Origin of the sequence: Delftia sp. S65 (assembly GCF_016516495.1) — a bacterium.
Classification (GTDB): domain Bacteria; phylum Pseudomonadota; class Gammaproteobacteria; order Burkholderiales; family Burkholderiaceae_C; genus Comamonas; species Comamonas acidovorans.
In genome coordinates this window covers 83347-100661 of sequence record NZ_JACVUR010000020.1, presented here as the reverse complement: position 1 = coordinate 100661, position 17315 = coordinate 83347, and the positions used below count along the sequence as shown (strand labels likewise).

At 63.8% G+C, this 17315-nt stretch carries 14 protein-coding genes; 11 read left to right on the top strand and 3 right to left on the bottom strand.

What is annotated here, in order from left to right; translation table 11 throughout:
* The first annotated feature begins 103 nt into the window (after window positions 1-103).
* The 9 genes from IAE24_RS17185 (at window position 104) to IAE24_RS17145 (ending at window position 10652) form a co-directional block, all read left to right on the top strand.
* Complete coding sequence (locus tag IAE24_RS17185; protein ID WP_233626194.1) at window positions 104-1840, top strand: methyl-accepting chemotaxis protein; 1737 nt, start codon at window positions 104-106, stop codon at window positions 1838-1840.
* Window positions 1841-1950: 110 nt separating this feature from the next.
* Window positions 1951-4248 carry a bifunctional diguanylate cyclase/phosphodiesterase gene (locus tag IAE24_RS17180; RefSeq protein WP_199960611.1) on the top strand — a complete coding sequence of 766 codons (2298 nt, stop codon included), beginning with the start codon at window positions 1951-1953 and terminating at the stop codon, window positions 4246-4248.
* A gap of 70 nt (window positions 4249-4318) precedes the next feature.
* Entirely contained in the window at window positions 4319-5218 is a 900-nt protein-coding gene (locus IAE24_RS17175) for a LysR family transcriptional regulator (RefSeq protein ID WP_199960612.1), read from the top strand.
* Between the two features lie 108 nt (window positions 5219-5326).
* Entirely contained in the window at window positions 5327-6310 is a 984-nt protein-coding gene (locus IAE24_RS17170; protein WP_043821978.1) for a Bug family tripartite tricarboxylate transporter substrate binding protein, read from the top strand.
* A gap of 9 nt (window positions 6311-6319) precedes the next feature.
* Entirely contained in the window at window positions 6320-7507 is a 1188-nt protein-coding gene (locus tag IAE24_RS17165; protein WP_043821980.1) for a CaiB/BaiF CoA transferase family protein, read from the top strand.
* Entirely contained in the window at window positions 7504-8268 is a 765-nt protein-coding gene (locus tag IAE24_RS17160) for an enoyl-CoA hydratase (RefSeq protein WP_199960613.1), read from the top strand. The genes IAE24_RS17165 and IAE24_RS17160 overlap by 4 nt, the downstream gene beginning before the upstream one ends.
* A gap of 156 nt (window positions 8269-8424) precedes the next feature.
* On the top strand, window positions 8425-9252 hold the full coding sequence (locus IAE24_RS17155; RefSeq protein ID WP_199960614.1) for a lectin: 828 nt from the start codon (window positions 8425-8427) through the stop codon (window positions 9250-9252).
* Between the two features lie 9 nt (window positions 9253-9261).
* Window positions 9262-10104 (top strand): YdcF family protein, encoded by an 843-nt coding sequence (locus tag IAE24_RS17150; RefSeq protein WP_199960615.1) that lies wholly within the window; start codon window positions 9262-9264, stop codon window positions 10102-10104.
* Between the two features lie 77 nt (window positions 10105-10181).
* Entirely contained in the window at window positions 10182-10652 is a 471-nt protein-coding gene (locus IAE24_RS17145) for a VOC family protein (protein ID WP_026062485.1), read from the top strand.
* A gap of 7 nt (window positions 10653-10659) precedes the next feature.
* Here IAE24_RS17145 and IAE24_RS17140 read toward each other — a convergent pair whose 3' ends face one another.
* On the bottom strand, window positions 10660-12639 hold the full coding sequence (locus IAE24_RS17140; RefSeq protein WP_199960616.1) for a UvrD-helicase domain-containing protein: 1980 nt from the start codon (window positions 12637-12639) through the stop codon (window positions 10660-10662).
* A 403-nt stretch (window positions 12640-13042) separates the two neighbouring features.
* Here IAE24_RS17140 and bioB point away from each other — a divergent pair, with 403 nt between their 5' ends.
* Window positions 13043-14104 carry a biotin synthase BioB gene (gene bioB, locus IAE24_RS17135; RefSeq protein ID WP_199960617.1) on the top strand — a complete coding sequence of 354 codons (1062 nt, stop codon included), beginning with the start codon at window positions 13043-13045 and terminating at the stop codon, window positions 14102-14104.
* A 36-nt stretch (window positions 14105-14140) separates the two neighbouring features.
* On the opposite strand, the gene IAE24_RS17130 is transcribed toward bioB, so the two are convergent.
* Entirely contained in the window at window positions 14141-15292 is a 1152-nt protein-coding gene (locus IAE24_RS17130) for a site-specific integrase (protein WP_199960618.1), read from the bottom strand.
* Between the two features lie 261 nt (window positions 15293-15553).
* Here IAE24_RS17130 and IAE24_RS17125 point away from each other — a divergent pair, with 261 nt between their 5' ends.
* Window positions 15554-16537 carry a DNA-binding protein gene (locus IAE24_RS17125; RefSeq protein ID WP_199138244.1) on the top strand — a complete coding sequence of 328 codons (984 nt, stop codon included), beginning with the start codon at window positions 15554-15556 and terminating at the stop codon, window positions 16535-16537.
* A 21-nt stretch (window positions 16538-16558) separates the two neighbouring features.
* On the opposite strand, the gene IAE24_RS17120 is transcribed toward IAE24_RS17125, so the two are convergent.
* Window positions 16559-17260 (bottom strand): GntR family transcriptional regulator, encoded by a 702-nt coding sequence (locus IAE24_RS17120; protein WP_096916250.1) that lies wholly within the window; start codon window positions 17258-17260, stop codon window positions 16559-16561.
* Between the last annotated feature and the right edge of the window lie 55 nt (window positions 17261-17315).

Below are 17315 nucleotides of genomic sequence, written 5' to 3'. Positions count from 1 at the left end.
CATCGAGCATCGAGCATCGAGCATCGAGCATCGAGCATCGAGCATCGAGCAATTATAACATCAATATATCATTTTCTAGAATAATCCACGCCTTTTTCAGAAGATGTGGATTGTTTTTTTTCAAGTTCCCGATTTTCTATGGCCGAATAATCCTGGTGTCAGGGCAAATATTTCATCGTTGAAAATTATTCATTCGGCAATCAAGATGTTGAGCTTCAAAAAATCAAAAGTGATCACCAAACTGACCATGGGCTTTCTTGTGGTCTCATGCATTGGTGCATTCATCGGTATCAATGGAATACTGAAGGCAGGGCAAATCAATGATCTCGCAACGCAGATGTACGAGAAGGAACTGCTGGGCCTGTCACAAATATCCGAAGCCAACGTCCAGCTGATCGCAGCGGGCCGGGCCATCAGAAATGCCGTGCTTGCAAACGATGATGAAAGCAGAAACCGGCACACGGACGCCGTGCTGCAAAGGCTGCAACTGCTGAAAGAGGCACTGAACAACAGCAAGAGGCTTTTTGCCGAGGGCGATGGCAAGGAAAAGCTCAAGTCCATTGATGAAACCCTCGTCATCTATGAAAAGGGTCTGCTGCAGACGATTGAAAGAATCAAGTCAGAGCATCTTTCGGAATCCAGGGAATCGATTGATCTGATCAACAGATTCCGGGTGGAGTCCGACAAGATCGACAGCCTGATGACGGAAGTTGTCAATATCAAGAAGAAGAATGCCAGCTGGCTCAACGACGAGACCGACAGGATCTACGAAAAGATCCGGCTGATGCTCACCCTCCTGACCGTCTCCGGCGTGATTGTGGGAGTGGCCATTGGCGTGATCATCACAATTTCCATCACACGCCAGCTGGGCGGAGAGCCGGCAGATGTGGCGCACATTGCCGAAAACATCTCAAGAGGGGACCTGACCTCCAGGATCGACCTGTCCAGGGCTCGCCCTGGCAGTGTGATCACGGCCATGCAGGAAATGCAGGTATCGCTGCAACGCGTCGTGGGCACCGTGCGCAGCAGCAGCGACAGCATTGCCACAGGCGCCACGCAGATTGATGCAGGCAATGCCAACCTGTCGAGCCGAACGGAAGAGCAGGCCAGCAATCTTGAAGAGACTGCCGCCTCCATGGAGGAACTGGCCAGCACGGTGAAAAGCAATTCCGATGCGGCGATCACCGCCACCATGCTCGCCCAGTCAGCGCGCGATGCCGCAGCGCACGGCGGGGGCATGGCCCGGCAGATGGTGGACGTGATGAATGAAATAAACACGTCCTCCAAGAAAATCGAGGACATCATCAACGTCATTGATTCAATCGCTTTTCAAACCAATATTCTTGCTTTGAATGCTGCTGTCGAAGCAGCCCGCGCCGGAGAGCAGGGCCGTGGTTTTGCGGTGGTTGCCGCCGAAGTTCGCAGCCTTGCAGTGAAAAGTGCAGAGGCCGCAAAAGAGATCAAGTCTCTCATCGAGGACAGTGTTTCCAAGGTCGGCAATGGCCACCAGCTTGCCCAGGCTGCGGGCAGCAGCATTGAAGATATCGTCACCCAGGTCCAGAAGGTATCCAACATGATCGAAGAGATCAGTGGGGCCACCAGGGAGCAAAGCCAGGGCATCGATCAGATCAATGATGCGATCATCCAGCTGGACCAGGTCACCCAGCAAAATGCCGCTCTGGTGGAAGAGTCGGCAGCGGCGGCCGGAAGTCTCAGCCAGCAGGCGCAGGCCCTGGTTTCGGCAGTTTCCATTTTCAAGCTGGACCCCGCGGAAAAGGAGGCCCCTGTCTTGAGGAAAATCCCCTCACCCATGAGGCCGCTGAGTCTTTCCGCGTCCTGACGGAAATTCAGACCAGTGCGTCACAGCCAACGGGAAGCGTTTCTCCTGGCAGGCTTGCCTGCCAGGAGAACGGCGCCTGTTCGCTCGTATTTTGACCAGATGAGCGTTGAATGATGCATGCAGAGAGAAGACCTCCAAGCTGGCAGCCCAGGCGCTGGTATGCCTGTATTTTCATCGTATGCCTGGTAATCATTGGCGTTGCGGGCATTTCTCTGATCTCCAGCTACGAGACATCGCTCCAGGAAGAGAAATCGAATCTCCAGCATGCGCTCTCTGCCTCTGCCGCTGAAACCAACAAGATCATTCTTGCCACCTCTTTGGCGGTAGAGAGAACAGAACAACTTTTGCTGGCACCGGGCCGCCAAGGCGAAATCACGGCAGACCCTGATGCCAGCACCGATATCCGCAATGCCTTGATCCAGGAGGTGGCGGCGCTGCCCGGGGTCATCAGCATGAGCGTGCTTGATCGACATGGGAAATGGTCCATTTCCTCACGTTTCAGCAAGCTGCCGCTGTCTCCCGACAACCCCGAGCGCCCCATCTGGAATGCAGCGCTGCAGACAAAGCCTGGCGGCTTCTTCCTGCTGGATTCAAGCAAATCGCCGGTCTTCGATATACCGTCCCTGGTGCTGGGGCGTCCGCTACGTGACTCCAGTGGGGCGCTGACTGGCATTGTGGTGGCCTTCATTGCCGTGGATTCCATTCGCCAGGCATTCGGTTCACTGCTGCTGGATGGCCATCAGGTCATGGTCAGCCTGCCAAACGGCAAAGATCTGGTCAGAATTCCCCCGGAGCATCCGCACATTCTGGACGGGATGGATTCCGGCCTTGCAAAAATGATGGCTGCAGGCGAGGGAATATTGGACGCTGACGATGGCTTTGGACACGGCTGGATCGTCGCCATGCACCACTCCAGCCAAGGCGGCATGGATCTCGCCTATGCCACGCTGGCAGCCAAGGCAAAACTCGCGGCTCCATGGTGGAGGTTTGGCAAAACCATCATGGCATGGGCGGCCATAAGCCTGGCTTCATTTTTATTACTGGCGCAATTGTGGATGCGCGAGCGCAGAAGATCCTATTTCGAGGCGAGGGATCTGGTACAGGTGCATTCACGGCTGAGGCACCATCTTTTCCATGACCCTGCTTCCGAATTGCTCAATTCAACCGGATTTGAGCAACTGCTGAGCAGAACGCAAGCACAGCGGCGTCCTGTTGCCATCCATGTCATCGGTATCGAGCATTTGCAAGTGCTGGCAGATACGCTGGTTCCTGGAATGGACAACCCACTGATCTCGCAACTGTCAAAACAATTGCGCTCCTGTATTGGCCAGAATGACGTCGCCGCCCGCCTTGCCATCGAGGAGTTCTGTGTCGCCCAATATGAAGGGAACCCCGATTCCATGGCGAAAACGCTCTCCATCCGACTGGGTGAAAAGCGCTACATGTTGGGTGAGCGCAGCATTTTGCTGTCTGTCTGCGTAGGGACGGCGGTCCGCAAGAACACCGAGGACTGGAATCAGCTGCTGCGCGACGGCCGCGCGGCAATGGAGCGGGCGCGATCCCAGGGAGGTGGGCGATTCGTGAAATTCGAGCCTTCCGCCGATGGCCCCATGCAGGAGCAACTGCTGCTGGAGCAGGATTTCCGATCCGCCATCGGAACAAGCCAGTTGTTCATGGCGTACCAACCGATCTGCCATGTGGCCACGGGAAAGATTTCCGGGTTCGAGTCGCTGATGCGCTGGAACAGCCCGGCCAGAGGGTCTGTCCCGCCAGGCGTCTTCATTCCGATGGCAGAGCGGCGCGGCCTGCTGCTTCCCATCGACCAAATGGTGGAGCGCTCCCCGCTGCTGGCTGCCAACGGATGGCCTTCCGATATCTCGGTGTCCATCAACTGCCCAGCCTTTGAATTTCTCGATCCAGGCATGGCGGTGCAATTGAAGGAACATCTGGACCGCGCCGGCCTGAACCCCGAGCGCTGCTACATCGAGGTGACGGAATCGGCCCTGCTTCAAGATGATGAGCAGGTGCTGTCCGTCATGCGGCAAGTGAAGGCACTGGGCGTGAATCTCGCCATCGATGACTTTGGCTCCGGCCATGCCAGTCTTTCCTACCTGCACCGCTTTCCCTTCAACCTGATCAAGATCGATCGCAGCTTCATACAGGCCATGGACAAGGACGCCGGGGCTGCCGCGATTGTCGAGGCCACGCTGGCACTGAGCCGCAGATTGGGCCTTGAAGTCGTCGCGGAAGGCGTGGAAACCACGGAGCAGTTTCTGCACCTGCAGCAGCTCGGGTGCACGTACGTCCAGGGGTTCTTGATCGCCCGCCCGATGAACGAGGAGCATGTCCTGCCGTTCCTGGAGAGCTTCAGGCTCAGCGACGTGCTGGAGTGTCCCGCGCACGCCTGAGCACGGTTGCTGCACTGGGGCACAATCGCGCCCTCAGCAGACGCCGCCTGCGCAAGAGGGCCTTGCCGCCATGATGAAGATCGACTCCACCACCGTGCAGCTTGTGCTTGCGATTGCCGAGGAGGGCAGCATTTCGCGCGCGGCCGACAGGCTGCAACTGGCGGTGGCGGCGGCCTCGCGGCGGCTCAGTGACCTGGAGCAGCAACTGGGCGCCAAGCTGTTCAAGCGGCAGCCCCATGGAGTGCGCGCCACCGAGCCTGGCCTCAAGCTGCTGGCCCATATCCGCCAGATAGGCAACCTGGTGGAGCGTCTGGAGGCCGACGCCCAGGCGCTGGGCCGCGGGCGCGACGGCCGCATCATCATCGGCGCCCCCAAATCCGCCATCCTGCAGTTCCTGGCCGCCGACATCGCCATCACCCAGCGGCGCTATCCCCACATCACGCTGCAGGTGATGGAGGAGAACAGCCGCATCGTCCAGCAACTGCTGCGCGACAAGGTCATCGACATCGGTATCTTCGAGAAGACCAGCGGCTTCGTGGATCTGCCACGCTCCGACTACCGCAAGGACAGCCTGGTGCTGGTCTACAGCCGCAGGCATTTCAGCTTTGCCGTCGAGCCAGTGGTACTGGACCAGTTGCTGGACTGCCCCATCGTCAGCCTGGGCCGGGGCTCGGCCATCCTGGCCGCTTTGCGACGCGCCCACCGCAGCCGGGGCAGGGTGTTTCGCAACGATTTCGCCGTCAGCGGCTTCGACACCATGCTGGCCCTGGTGCGCGAAGGATTGGGTGTGGGACTGATGCCACCCGGTGTGCTGCGCAGCTTCCACCCTGAGCCCGACCTGGGTTGGGCCACCCTGGAAGGCGACTGGCACGAGCGCAGCTACGTGCTGTCCTTCATCGAAGGCCAGGCCCAGGAACAGGCGCTGCGCAACGTCGTCGCCGCCCTGCTGCAGGGCGAACGCGCGATCTGACCCTTCTGGTTTCGCAGATTGCGAAACCAGGCATGCGGCACACAGGCTTGCCGCGATATCGGCGCCCGGCGACAGTGACTGCACAACAACGATGTGCAGGAGACAGACATGAAACGCCGCGACTTCATCGCGGCCGGCGCCACCGCGCTGGCCGCACCCTGGGCAGGGGCCGCGCCCCCGGCCTCCGAACTGCCCAAGGGGCCCGCCAAGATCCTGGTGGGCTGGGCGCCGGGCGGCGGCACCGACGTGTTCGCGCGCATCGTTGGCCAGAAGCTGTCCGAGGTCTGGGGCCGGCCCGTGATCGTGGAGAACAAGCCCGGCGCCACGGGCTCGCTGGCGGCCGAATACTTTGCCAAGGCCCGCTTCACAGAAGGCATCAATCTGCTGATGGCCCATGTGAACACGCACGCCATCTCGCCGCAGATCTTCAAATCCATCACCTATGACCCGCTCAAGGACTACGCGCCCATCGCCCTGATCGGCGCAACGCCCCACATCCTGGTGACCAGCAGCAGGAACGGCCATGCCTCGGTGCAGGAAGTGGTGGAGCTGTGCCGCAAAAGTCCCGGCAAGGTCAGCTTCGGCTCTTCGGGCACAGGTTCGGTGCAGCACCTTGCGGCCGAGATGTTCAACATGGCGGCAGGTGTCAAGAGCATCCACGTTCCCTACAAAGGGTCCGGCCCCATGCAGACCGACCTGATCGGCGGTCAGATCGACTTCAGCTTCGACACCATGACGGCCGCCACTGCCCAGGTCCGCGCAGGAAAAATGCTGGGCATCGCCCAGACCCGCGTGAACCGTGCCAAGGGATTCCCGGCCATGCCCACCATGGACGAGCAAGGCTTCAAGGGCTTTGACGCATCGAGCTGGTACGGCGTCGTCGGCCCGCGCGACATGTCCAGGGAGTTGGCCCAGCGCATCAATGCCGACATCAACCGCGTGCTGGCCATGCCCGACGTGGTCAGCCGCTTCGACGGATACGGCGTGGAGGACGGTGGTGGCTCCGTGGATAAGTTCGCGGCCTTCATGGCTGCCGAATACAAGAAGTGGGGCGACGTCGTTCGCGCCGCAAAAGTGACCGAAGAAAGCTGAGGACCCGGCATGAGCAATCCCCAATCCAACCCGCTGCAACTGCCCCTGCAAGGCATCCGCGTGCTCGACGTCAGCCAGGTCATGGCCGGCCCATTTGCCTGCATGCTGCTGGCTGACCTGGGCGCCGATGTCATCAAGGTCGAGCCTCCGGGCACCGGCGACCAGACGCGGGGCGCCATGGGCTTCAAGATGAAGGGCCCGGACAGCATGGGCTTTCTGAACATGAACCGCAACAAGCGGTCGCTGACGCTGGACCTCAAGAGCGAGGAGGGGCGTGAGGCCTTCTACCAGCTGGCCACGACAGCCGATGTCATCGTCGAGAACTACCGGCCAGGCGTGGTCCAGCGCCTGAAGATCGACTACGAAAGCATTCGCCGCATCAATCCGCGCATCGTCTATGTCAGCATCTCGGGCTTCGGCCAGAGCGGCCCCTGGGCCCAGCGGCCGGGGTTCGACCTCATGGCCCAGGCCATGTCGGGCGTGATGAGCGTCACCGGCTACAAGGGAGAGAAACCCGTCAAGGCCGGCGTGCCCGTGGCCGACATCGGTTGCGCACTGTTCGCCACCTACGGACTGCTGGCCGCCTACATCGGCGCACAGAAGACAGGGCAGGGCCAGCACATAGACGCCTCGCTGTTCGACTCGGCCATGGCTTTCTCGATCTGGGACATGTCCGAATACTGGGGCACCGGCGTGCCGCCCGCGCCGCTGGGCACCAGCAACAAGATGAGCGCCCCCTACCAGGCCGTGAAGGCGCGCGACGGCTATTTCGTCATGGGCGCCACCAACCAGAAGCTCTGGGCCAGGCTGTGCGCGCTGATCGAGCGCGCGGACCTGGTCGAACATCCGGACTACGCCACCGTGGCGCTGCGCCTCAAGCACCGGGAGGCATTGATAGAGGCACTGGAAGCGGAATTTGCCCACCACGACAGCGCCGACTGGGTGGACCGCATGCTGGAGGCAGGCATTCCCGCAGGCCCGCTGCTCACCTATCCGCAGGCCTTCGAGGGGGAACACGGCCAGCACCGCGGCATGTGCATGGAGATCGACCATCCCATCGAAGGCAAGGTCAAGAACATCGGCTTTCCCGTCAAGATGCTCGGCACGCCCCAGCAGGTGCGCCGCCATCCGCCGCTGCTGGGCGAGCACAACGCAGAAATCATGGCCGAACTCCAGGCACTGAAGGCCGCCGCATGAGCCCGGCCCTGCATGAATCCGTGGCACTGACCGTTCACGCCGGGGGCGCGGCCGAGATCCTCATCGACCGCCCCGAACGCCACAACGCCATGAGCATGCCCATGTACGAGGCATTGCTCACGGCCTTGGAACGCTGCCAGGCCGACCCGGCCATCCGCTGCGTGATGCTGCGTGGCGCGGGCGGCAAATCCTTCATTTCGGGCACCGACATCGCCTACTTCAAGGACTTCCGTGACGGCCAGCAAGGCATTGCCTATGAAGCCTTCGTGGAGCGCGTGATCGACGCCTTGGAGCGCATCGCCGTGCCCACCATCGCCGTCATCGACGGCTGGGCCGTGGGCGGCGGCCTGGCCCTGGCCACGGCATGCGATTTCCGCATCTGCAGCACCGGCTCGCGCTTCGGTGCGCCGATTGCCAAGACGCTGTCCAACACGCTGTCGTCACGCAACATCGCCCGCCTGGTGGCCAGCCTGGGCGTGCCACGCGTCAAGCGCATGCTGCTGCTGGCCGACTACCTGTCAGCCGGGCAGGCCGAGGCCTGCGGGTTCGTGCATGCGGTGGTGCCGGCAGATCAATTGCAAGCCCAGGCACAGGCGCTGGCCGAGCAGCTCATGGCCTTGTCGGCAACCACCCAATCAGCAGTCAAGGAAAGCCTGAGGCGCATCGTCGTGGAGCAGCGGCTGGATGATGAGGATCTGGTTTCTGCGGTGTATGGGAGTGGGGAGTTTCGGGCGGGGGTGGCGGGATTCAACAGGCAATGATTTGAGCCAGCCTTGCCAGAATCTGGCGCAATCCTACAAATTGCTTGGCTAAACTCCACAGCCTGGAAAGAGGCGGTGGCTGCATTCTTGGCCTGAAAGAAAAGGCCGGTTGCTGCGCGTAGCCGCCCCTCAGATCAACGCAGCCCGAGAAATCCCATGCAAATCAAGAAATGCATTTCCGTCCTGCTGGCCAGCAGCTTCATTGCCCCGGCCGTGCCTGCGCTTGCAGGCGAAGAGACGGTGCAACTCATGTCCAATGGCCGCTACCAGACCTACAGCCTGCCCGACGACGCGCAGCAGGTGCAACTGGTCGAGACTTTGGCTGGCAACTGCAGCTACAACCAGAACTGGGGCTATGACCTGGGCCGCCGGGAGATGTGGGTCAAGGGCGGCTGCGGCGGGCGTTTCCGCATCCTGAGCGGCCTGCCCCAGGGCGCGCAGGGCCAGGAAGGCGGGAGCGACAACACGGGCGCATGGATCGCCGGTGCCGCCGTGGCAGCCATTGCCGGCGCCGCCATTTTGGCGAACAAGCGCGACAAGGACCGCGAACGTGACCGCGACGAGCAATGGAACGATGACCGCTATCCGGGCCAGCAGCCCGGCTATCCCTCGTGGGGCGGGCGGGAGGTGCGGGGCCAGAACGGCCTGTGCCTGGATATATCCGGAGGCCTTCGCCCAGGCAATGGGCTCATCGTCTACCACTGCAGCGGCGGTGAGAATCAGCGTTTCACGTTGACGCGTGATGGCGAGATGCGCGTGGGCGACCTGTGCCTGGACGTGGCCGATGGCAACACCCGCAATGGTGCGCGGGTGATTGCCTGGCAATGCCGCAACCAGCCCAACCAGAAATGGGACTGGAGCCGTGGCCAGATCCGCAGCCGTTTTGCCAACAAGTGCCTGGACATCGAAGGCGGCAATGCCCGGCCGGGCCAGCCCGTGATTGTCTGGTCCTGCGCCGGCGGCCCCAACCAGCGCTGGAACTGAGGGCGCTTGTTGCACAAGCTCTCTCCCGCGCCCGGGCCAGTGCCCGGACGCAACGCCGTTGCGGGCTTCCAGCGGCTGGGGCCCTTGCAGTGGCTGGGCCTGATCACTGGCGCCGTACTGCTGGGCGATGCCGTGGTGCTGATGGCGCGCGGCATGTTCAATCTGGGCGTGACGCTGCCAGCGGTGCTGGGCCTGCTGTTCATGGCCTGCAGCTTCTGGCGCCCGGCCATTGCGCGCAGGCTGCGCGCCAGTGCATGGCTGCGGCGCGCCTGGAGGCTGGGCTGGGCGGCGTTGGCGATGTGGCTGGTCAGCCTGTTGGTGTTCTGGGCGCACCTGCTGTCCGCCTCGTCCGGGTTGCAACCGGAACAGCCGGTGCAGGCCATCGTGGTGCTGGGCAGCGCCACGCGTGACGGCCAGCCGTCGCTCACGCTGGCCCAGCGGCTGGACCGCGCTGCCGAGCTGGCCGCCCGCCAGCCCAAGGCGCTGGTGCTCACCAGCGGCGGAGTGGACTTTGGGGAAAGCGAGAGCGAGGGCGCCATCATGGCGCGCTATCTGCAGCAGCGCCACGGCCTGCCGCCCGAGCGCCTGCTGATGGAGGAGCGCAGCACCAGCACGGCGCTGAACCTGGCCTGGAGCCTGCCCCTGCTGCAGGCGCGCGGGGTGGAGCCGCAGGCGGCAATCGCCATCGTCACCAGCGACTTCCACACTCTGCGCGCCGGCTGGATAGCCGAGCGCAGCGGCTACGGCCAGGCCTTCACCGTGGGTGCGCCCACGCCCCTGACGATCCGCGCCAACGCCTGGCTGCGCGAGTACTTTGCGGTGATCAGCGGATGGGTGCTGGGGGAGTTCTAAGCTGCCTGTGCGATGGGCTGCGGCCTTGCGGATTGGCTCCACAATGTGATTCTTCATAAATCAACAGGAGTGAGACAGTGGCAAGCGAACAGCGTCCTTTCCGGGTTCTGGGCATACAGCAGGTGGCCATCGGCGGCACCGACAAGCAGCGCATGAAGCGCCTGTGGGTGGACATGCTGGGCCTGACCCAGACCGGCACATTCCAGAGCGAGCGCGAGAACGTGGACGAAGACATCCTGGCCATGGGCCAGGGCGCGCACAAGGTCGAGGTGGACATCATGCAGCCGCTGGACATCGACAGGAAGCCCGCCGTCCACACCACGCCGCTGAACCATATCGGCCTGTGGATCGACGACCTGCCGCTGGCCGTGCAGTGGCTGACGGAGCAGGGCGTGCGCTTTGCGCCCGGCGGCATCCGCAAGGGCGCTGCCGGCTACGACATCTGCTTTCTGCACCCCAAGAGCAATGACGAGTTTCCGATCGCTGGCGAGGGCGTGCTGATCGAACTGGTACAGGCGCCGGCCGAGGTGATTGCCGCCCTGGGCTGAGACGTCTTCAGGCGAAAGGCTGGACGCGCCGCTCGGCATGCTCCAGCAGCCACAGCCTTTTTCGGGCGCGCGTCATGGCCACGTACAGGCGGTTGCGCTCCAGAAAGGCCAGCGCGTGCGGGGCCGAGGCCGGAAAGCGGCCGGGCTCCATGAAGGGCAGGGCGACATGCTCGTATTCCTTGCCCTTGGCTTCCTCGATGGTGCTCAGATGAAAGTCGAAGCCGCGCTCGGCCCGCACGGTTCGTTCGAAGCGCGTGGCCATGGCGGCCACCTGGGCCAGCATGTCGGGCACGGCCATGCCCGCCACCGAATCCATGAAGGCCTTCACGCGCTGACGCAAGGCCGCCGTCTGGGCCTGCGACAGGGCCACGCCGGCAAAAAGGCCCCAGACATCGGCCTGCTCCAGCAGGCTGCGCGCGTCTGACTGAAGCGCCAGGGGCAGTTGCAAGAAGCTGCCAAAGGCCTGGAAGTTGCGTTGCCCGCCCTGCAGGCTGGACTGGTTGCCCAGGAATCGCCAGATGATCTGCGGGTTGTGCAGCATCTCGCCCGCCATGCGCTGGGCCAGCGTGTGGCGGCTTGACGGATCGGCCATGTCGGCACCATCCACGCTGCCCTTGCCGTAGAAAAGCGCACCTTCCACAAAGGCCGCCAGGGTCTCGCTGCCCAGCACGCTGACCTCGGCTTTCCATGACAGCGCCTGCATGCCATGTGCGTAGCAAAGGCCCAGCAGCAGGGCAATCTCGCGCTGCAGGTAAAAGCGCTTGAAGCCGTAGAAGCTGGCGGACTTGCCGGCGCGGTGGATGGCCCATTCCAGCGCGCAGGCATCCTGCTCATGGCGCAGGATCACGGTCAGCGAGGGATTGCGCGCGCCGGGCGACGGGGGCTCACCCGGCGCCTCCGTTGGCGTGCCGCGCGCCAGACCGGCCTGGATCTGCAGCAGCTGGTCAATGCACTGGCTGTCATCGGTGTGCTGCAGTTGCTGCACGGTGCTGAAGCGCGTGGGCGCCGCAGTCAGGCCAACGTTGAACAGCGCATTGACCGCCTTGGCGATCTGCGGGCCAAAGCGCCGCGACTGGGTCAGCGCCAGCGTGGCCGTGGCCTGTGGCAGGAAGTCATCGAGCTGGTGGAGCTTGTCGCGGAACACGGACCAGGCCTGCGCCTCGATGTGCTGGTTGAAGTCGCCTGCGCCCAGAAAGGCGCAGCCGCTGGTTCCGACCAGGGCGCGCAGCAGTTGCAGCGAGGCCGGGTCCAGGTCATGCATCTCGTCGAACACCACCAGGTCGTAGCGCGGCAGGTCCAGCGCCTGGCCCTGCAGGGCGTCGCTGGCCAGTGCATGGCTGCAGTCGCCTTCGGCGTAGTACAGCGGGTCGCCGCAGTGGTCGATGCGGCGGCGCTCGTACTCGAAGAACAGGCCGGCCATGCGGTAGTCGAGCAAATACTCCTCGCAGAAACTCGCCAGTCCCATGCCCTCCTCGGCCAGGCGCTGGGGCAGCAACGACTTCTTGGCGCTGAGGTTGAAGTCCCAGAAGGCGTCCAGATCCAGGTCGCCGGGCTGCTCGAACAAAGGGTCGGGCTGCCAGGCCAGCCGCTCGCACAGCGCGGCATGTGCCTCGCGCACGCGGGCCTGCAGTGCCACGCGGTCGGCCAGAAAGCGGGCCGCAGGGTCGCGGCGGCGGATCTGCTGGGCCGCCCAGCGTTCCACCGTGGTGATCTGTACCTGGGGCGGCACTTCGCGCACCAGTTGCTTGAGCCGGTGATGAAAGGCCGCCACGCCGGAGCGCGAATAGGCCAGCACCAGGATGCGCTGGGCCTGGCCGCTGCGGCAGGCCTGAACCACCTTGCAGGCCAGCGTGGTCGTCTTGCCTACGCCCGCCAGCGCCGCCACGATGGCCGAACGTCCCTCATGCGCCAGGATGGCCTGCTGCTCGCGCGACAGCAGCAGCGGTTGGCCGTGATCAGTGGGAAATTCCAGGGAGCGCAGGGACATCGGAGCGAATCGGGGGAAAGTGGTGGAAAGCGGGTGGAAGCACGGGCCGTGGCAATGAAAACCGCCGTGGCGACGACGGCGGGCACCCATTGTGGTCGTTTTGGAGAGGCATCTGGCAGGTATTGGGAATCAAGGCCCGCGCCCGCTTGCACATCTTTTTCGGCCTGCATCGGACAATTGAGCGATGTTGGCCACCAATGGCTGCGCGCTTGCAGCATGAAGCATGCAGGCAGAAAACCTTCTGCCAAAACGCAGCGAACATCGCTCAAAAATAAGCGAAGTTCGCTCTTTTTGCAGGCCATGAAAATGGGGCAACTATTTTTGCCAAGGAGCCGGCTTTTTCATTCCCAATGCTTTTTTTGCTCATCAGAATGAAAAAAGCAGACCCACAGAGGAGTTTTTGATGACCGCCTGCAGCACCACCCCGACGAATTCCGACAGCCCCGCACAACCTGCGGCCGGCAGCCCATTGCAATGGCATGCACGCCCCTCCAAAAGCGACACGCTGCCGTTTGAAGGCGCCTGGAGCGTGCAGGCCATCCAGGAACTGCTGGACAAGCCGTTCATGGAACTGATGTTCCAGGCCCAGAGCGTGCACCGCGAGCACTGGCCTGCGGGCGACATCGAGCTGGCCACGCTGCTGTCGGTCAAGACGGGCGGATGCCCCGAGAACTGCGGCTACTGCCCGCAGGCGGCAGAGTTCGATACCGGCGTCAAGGCGGAAAAGCTCATGAGCGTGGACGAAGTCACGCGGGCCGCCCAGGCCGCCAAGGACGCGGGCGCCACGCGCTTTTGCATGGGCGCAGCCTGGCGCGCGCCCAAGGACCGCGACATCGAGAAGATGAACGAGCTGATCGGCGCCGTGAAGGGTCTGGGCATGCAGACCTGCGCCACGCTGGGCATGCTCCAGCCGCATCAGGCGCAGTCGCTGCGCGAAGCGGGCCTGGACTACTACAACCACAACCTGGACACCGCGCCCGAGTACTACCAGGACGTGGTCAGCACGCGCCAGTACCAGGATCGCCTGGACACGCTCAAGGCCGTGCGCGGCGCGGGCATCAGCGTGTGCTGCGGCGGCATCATCGGCATGGGCGAGGCGCCTGTGCACCGCGCGGGCCTGATCGCCCAACTGGCCAATCTCAACCCCCATCCCGAATCCGTGCCCATCAACAGCCTGGTGCGCGTGCCAGGCACGCCGCTGGCGGACAGCGAGCCTGTCGATCCGCTGGACTTCGTGCGCGTGATTGCGGTGGCGCGCATCACCATGCCCACGGCGCGCGTGCGCCTGTCGGCGGGCCGGCAGCAGCTGGGCGACGCCGTGCAGGCCCTGTGCTTCATGGCCGGCGCCAACTCCATCTTCTATGGCGACAAGCTGCTGGTCACCGGCAACCCCGATGTGGAAGCCGACACCACGCTGCTGCGCAAGCTGGGCCTGAGCGGCACGCGGACCTCGGTACAGGAGTGAGCTTTTTGAGCTTTTGAGCTCTTTTGAGCCAGCGGCTCAGGACTGCGGCCGGCCGCTGCCTTGCGCGGCGGCGGCCGCATCGTCGTCGCCGGCATCGAGCAGCCTGGCCGCACGGTTGCTCAACGCGGAATCCGCACGGAAATAGCCCAGCACCGTATTGACGCTGCTGTGCCCCGTCAGCGCCATGGTGTCGGGCAGGGGCACGTTCTGGCGCCCGGCCTCGGTCACAAAGCCCGAGCGCAGGGAATGCGCCGAGAAATCCCCCTCCACGCCCGCTAGCGCGCAGCGCTGCTTCACGATGTCGCGCACGGCCGCTGGCGACAGGGGCTCGCCCACATGGCCGCCTTTGCGGATGCGCCGGAAGATCGGCCCTTCCTGTATGGCGGCGGCACGCAGCCAATCGGCCAGCGCCTGGGCCGCGCGCCCGGTCACGGGCTTGTGGTTCTCGGGCACATCCCGCCCGGACTGGTTGGTCTTGGAGTGGGCTAGCGTGTAGATGAATTCCTGCGGCCCCACGGCGCGCAGGTGGCGCATGTCGGCCCCGGCCACCTCCGAGCGGCGGCGCCCGCCGCTGGACCAGGCGAACAGCAGCAGGGCGCGGTCACGGCGGCCGCGCAGGCTGTCATCGCAGGTCTGCAGCAATTGCTCCAGCAAGTCGCGCGTCAGCGCATCCTTTTTGGCGGGCTGCTCGCCGCGCCGCGCATAGGCCTTGCGCGTGCGCGACATCAGCTCGCGCACCGCGCCGTCCTGGCAGGGGTTGGCCAAACCGTGCACCTGATGGGCCTTGGACAGCACCGCCATGCGGTGCACCAGCGTGTTGTGCGACAGGGGGCCTTCGCGGGCCTTGTATCCGGCCTCGACCAGGGCGCGGTCCATGTGCGCCGGCATTTCACTGGCCAGGCCCGCGCCGGTCTGCCGCTGGGCGTGGTCGATGATGAATTGCAGCACGCAGGGCACATTCAGCGGCAGCTGCATCTGCTGCTCAAAACGCAGCGCATGCCAGGCGGCCCAGTAGCGCATCGCACTCTGGTAGCTGTTTCTGGTGTTGGTGGATTCGCCCTCGCGCAGCAACTCGCGCACGGCCTGTTGGGCGGCAGGCTCCAGCCCCGCAGAGGGCAGGGTGCTGCCTTGCTGTGTGTCTTCCAGAGGCTGGTCTTGGGGAATCAGCGAAAAGTGGCCGTTGCGCATCCGTGGATTGTCGCCCGGCACAGCATGGCCGCCCGCCGCGGAGCCTGTGGCCGTGCAGGCCATGCAAAGTTCAATTTCCAGGCTTTCCAGAGGCTGCAGCGGCCTTTTGCCTGGGCAAAGCCGTGTAATGTGCGTATCCATACTGTATGAAAATTTCATATGTAATATTTAATACATAGCACATATGATGTATTACGTAATATTAAAATAACTCACGATAACAATCACTTATCGTTGGTAATCTGGAAAATAGTTCACGATATGCAGAAAACATCCACCCGCGGCGTGCAGGAAGCCGATGTCTGGGCCGCGGCAGACGCCTTGATCGCCCAGGGCCTGCGGCCGACCATCGAGCGCGTGCGCCAGCAAATCGGCCGAGGCTCGCCAAATACCGTCAGCCCGATGCTGGAGACCTGGTTTGCCACCCTGGGCCAGCGCCTGGGCGTGGCGGCAGGGCAGGGCGAGCTGCTGCCCTCGTCCGTGCCCGATCCCGTTCAGCGCCTGGCCCAGCAGCTTTGGGATGCAGCCCAGGAAGCCGCCATGGAGGCCGCCCGCGCCGCGCTGCAATCGCGCGAGGAAGCGGCGCAGGCCACGCAGGCCGAGCTGCAGGAGCAGCAAGAGCAAATGGCGCGGCGCGAGGCGTCCATGCAGGCGCAGAAAGAGGCCATGGACCAGGCCCTGCAAGTGGCCCAGGCGCAGTCGCAGGACTTGTCGCGCCGGCTGGATGAAATGCAGCAGCAGCTGCAGGACCGAGACGAGCGCCTGGAGGAAATGCGCGATGCGCTGGCCGAGGCGGCCCGCCAGCGCGAGGCGCTGCAGCAAAAGCATGGCGAGGAAATGCAGTCCGCCGCGCTGGAACGCCAGCGCATGGCCGAGCAATACGCGGGCAATGAGCGCCACATGCTCAACGAAGTGGACCGTGCACGCCAGGAACTGGCGGCTGCGCGCAAGACAGCCACCGAGCAGGAGCGCAAGGCAGCGACCCGCCTTGCAGAGCTGCAAGGCCGCTATGAAAAGAGTGAGGAGGAGCAGTTGAGCCTGCACTCCCAGTTGCAGACCGCCCAGAATGCGGCCGCCCTGGCGCAGGAGCGTGCGGCGGACCTGCGCAGCCTGCTGGAGGCGCAGCAGCGATTGGCCGCTGGCGGTGCCTTGCCGGATGCCGGCACGGGGCTTTCACTGGGCCGGCGCGGAAGCCTGTCCGCGGCGCGCCGCTCCATGACGCGCCTCAAGGACAGGAGAGGCTAGGGCGTATCGCCCAGGCCAAGGTCAGGCCTTGGCGCGCGATTTGCCTTGGGGCGGCCGATGTCTGCGCATGGCCTGCGTGATGCTGTCTACCGTTCCACGCACATGCGCGCGCACTTCGCGCTCCATGCGATCCGGGTCACCGGCCTGCAGGCTGGCCACCAGTTGCTGGTGGTGCTCCTGCAACTTCGGCGAGGGCTCGTTGTTTTCCAGCCAGATCCGCATCAGCGGCTCGACCACCGAATGCAGGGCCGAGATCTGCTCGCACAGGCGCGGGGCTGCGCTGATGCGGCAAAAGCGCTCGTGAAAGCGCCGGTGCACCGTGATCCATTCCGACTGGTCACTCTCGCAACGCTTCATTTTCGAGAGCAGGTCCTGCAGATCGTCCACATCCGCCTGGGTGCAGCGCCTGGCGGCCATGGCTGCGGCCAGGCCTTCGAGCACGGCACGCATCTCGAAAACCTCGATGACCTCGCTCTCGGAAAGCTCCCGCACGATCGCGCCCCGGTTCGGCGGCATGACCAACAGGCCTTCCGCAGTCAGCCGGCGCAAGGCCTCGCGGACCGGCATGCGGCTCATGCCGATGGAGTTGGCGATGTCATCGGCCACCAGCCTGTCGCCCGGCTTCAGCAGCCCCATGCGGATGCCATGAGAGAGGTGTTGATAGGCCTCTTCGTGGGCGCTGGTCTGTGCCGCATCGGGCGAGGGGGTGGCAAGTGGCGGCATGGTGATGGTTCTGGGGTGGGCGGAGCCCGGTCGTCATTCTAGGTTTGGCTGTCAG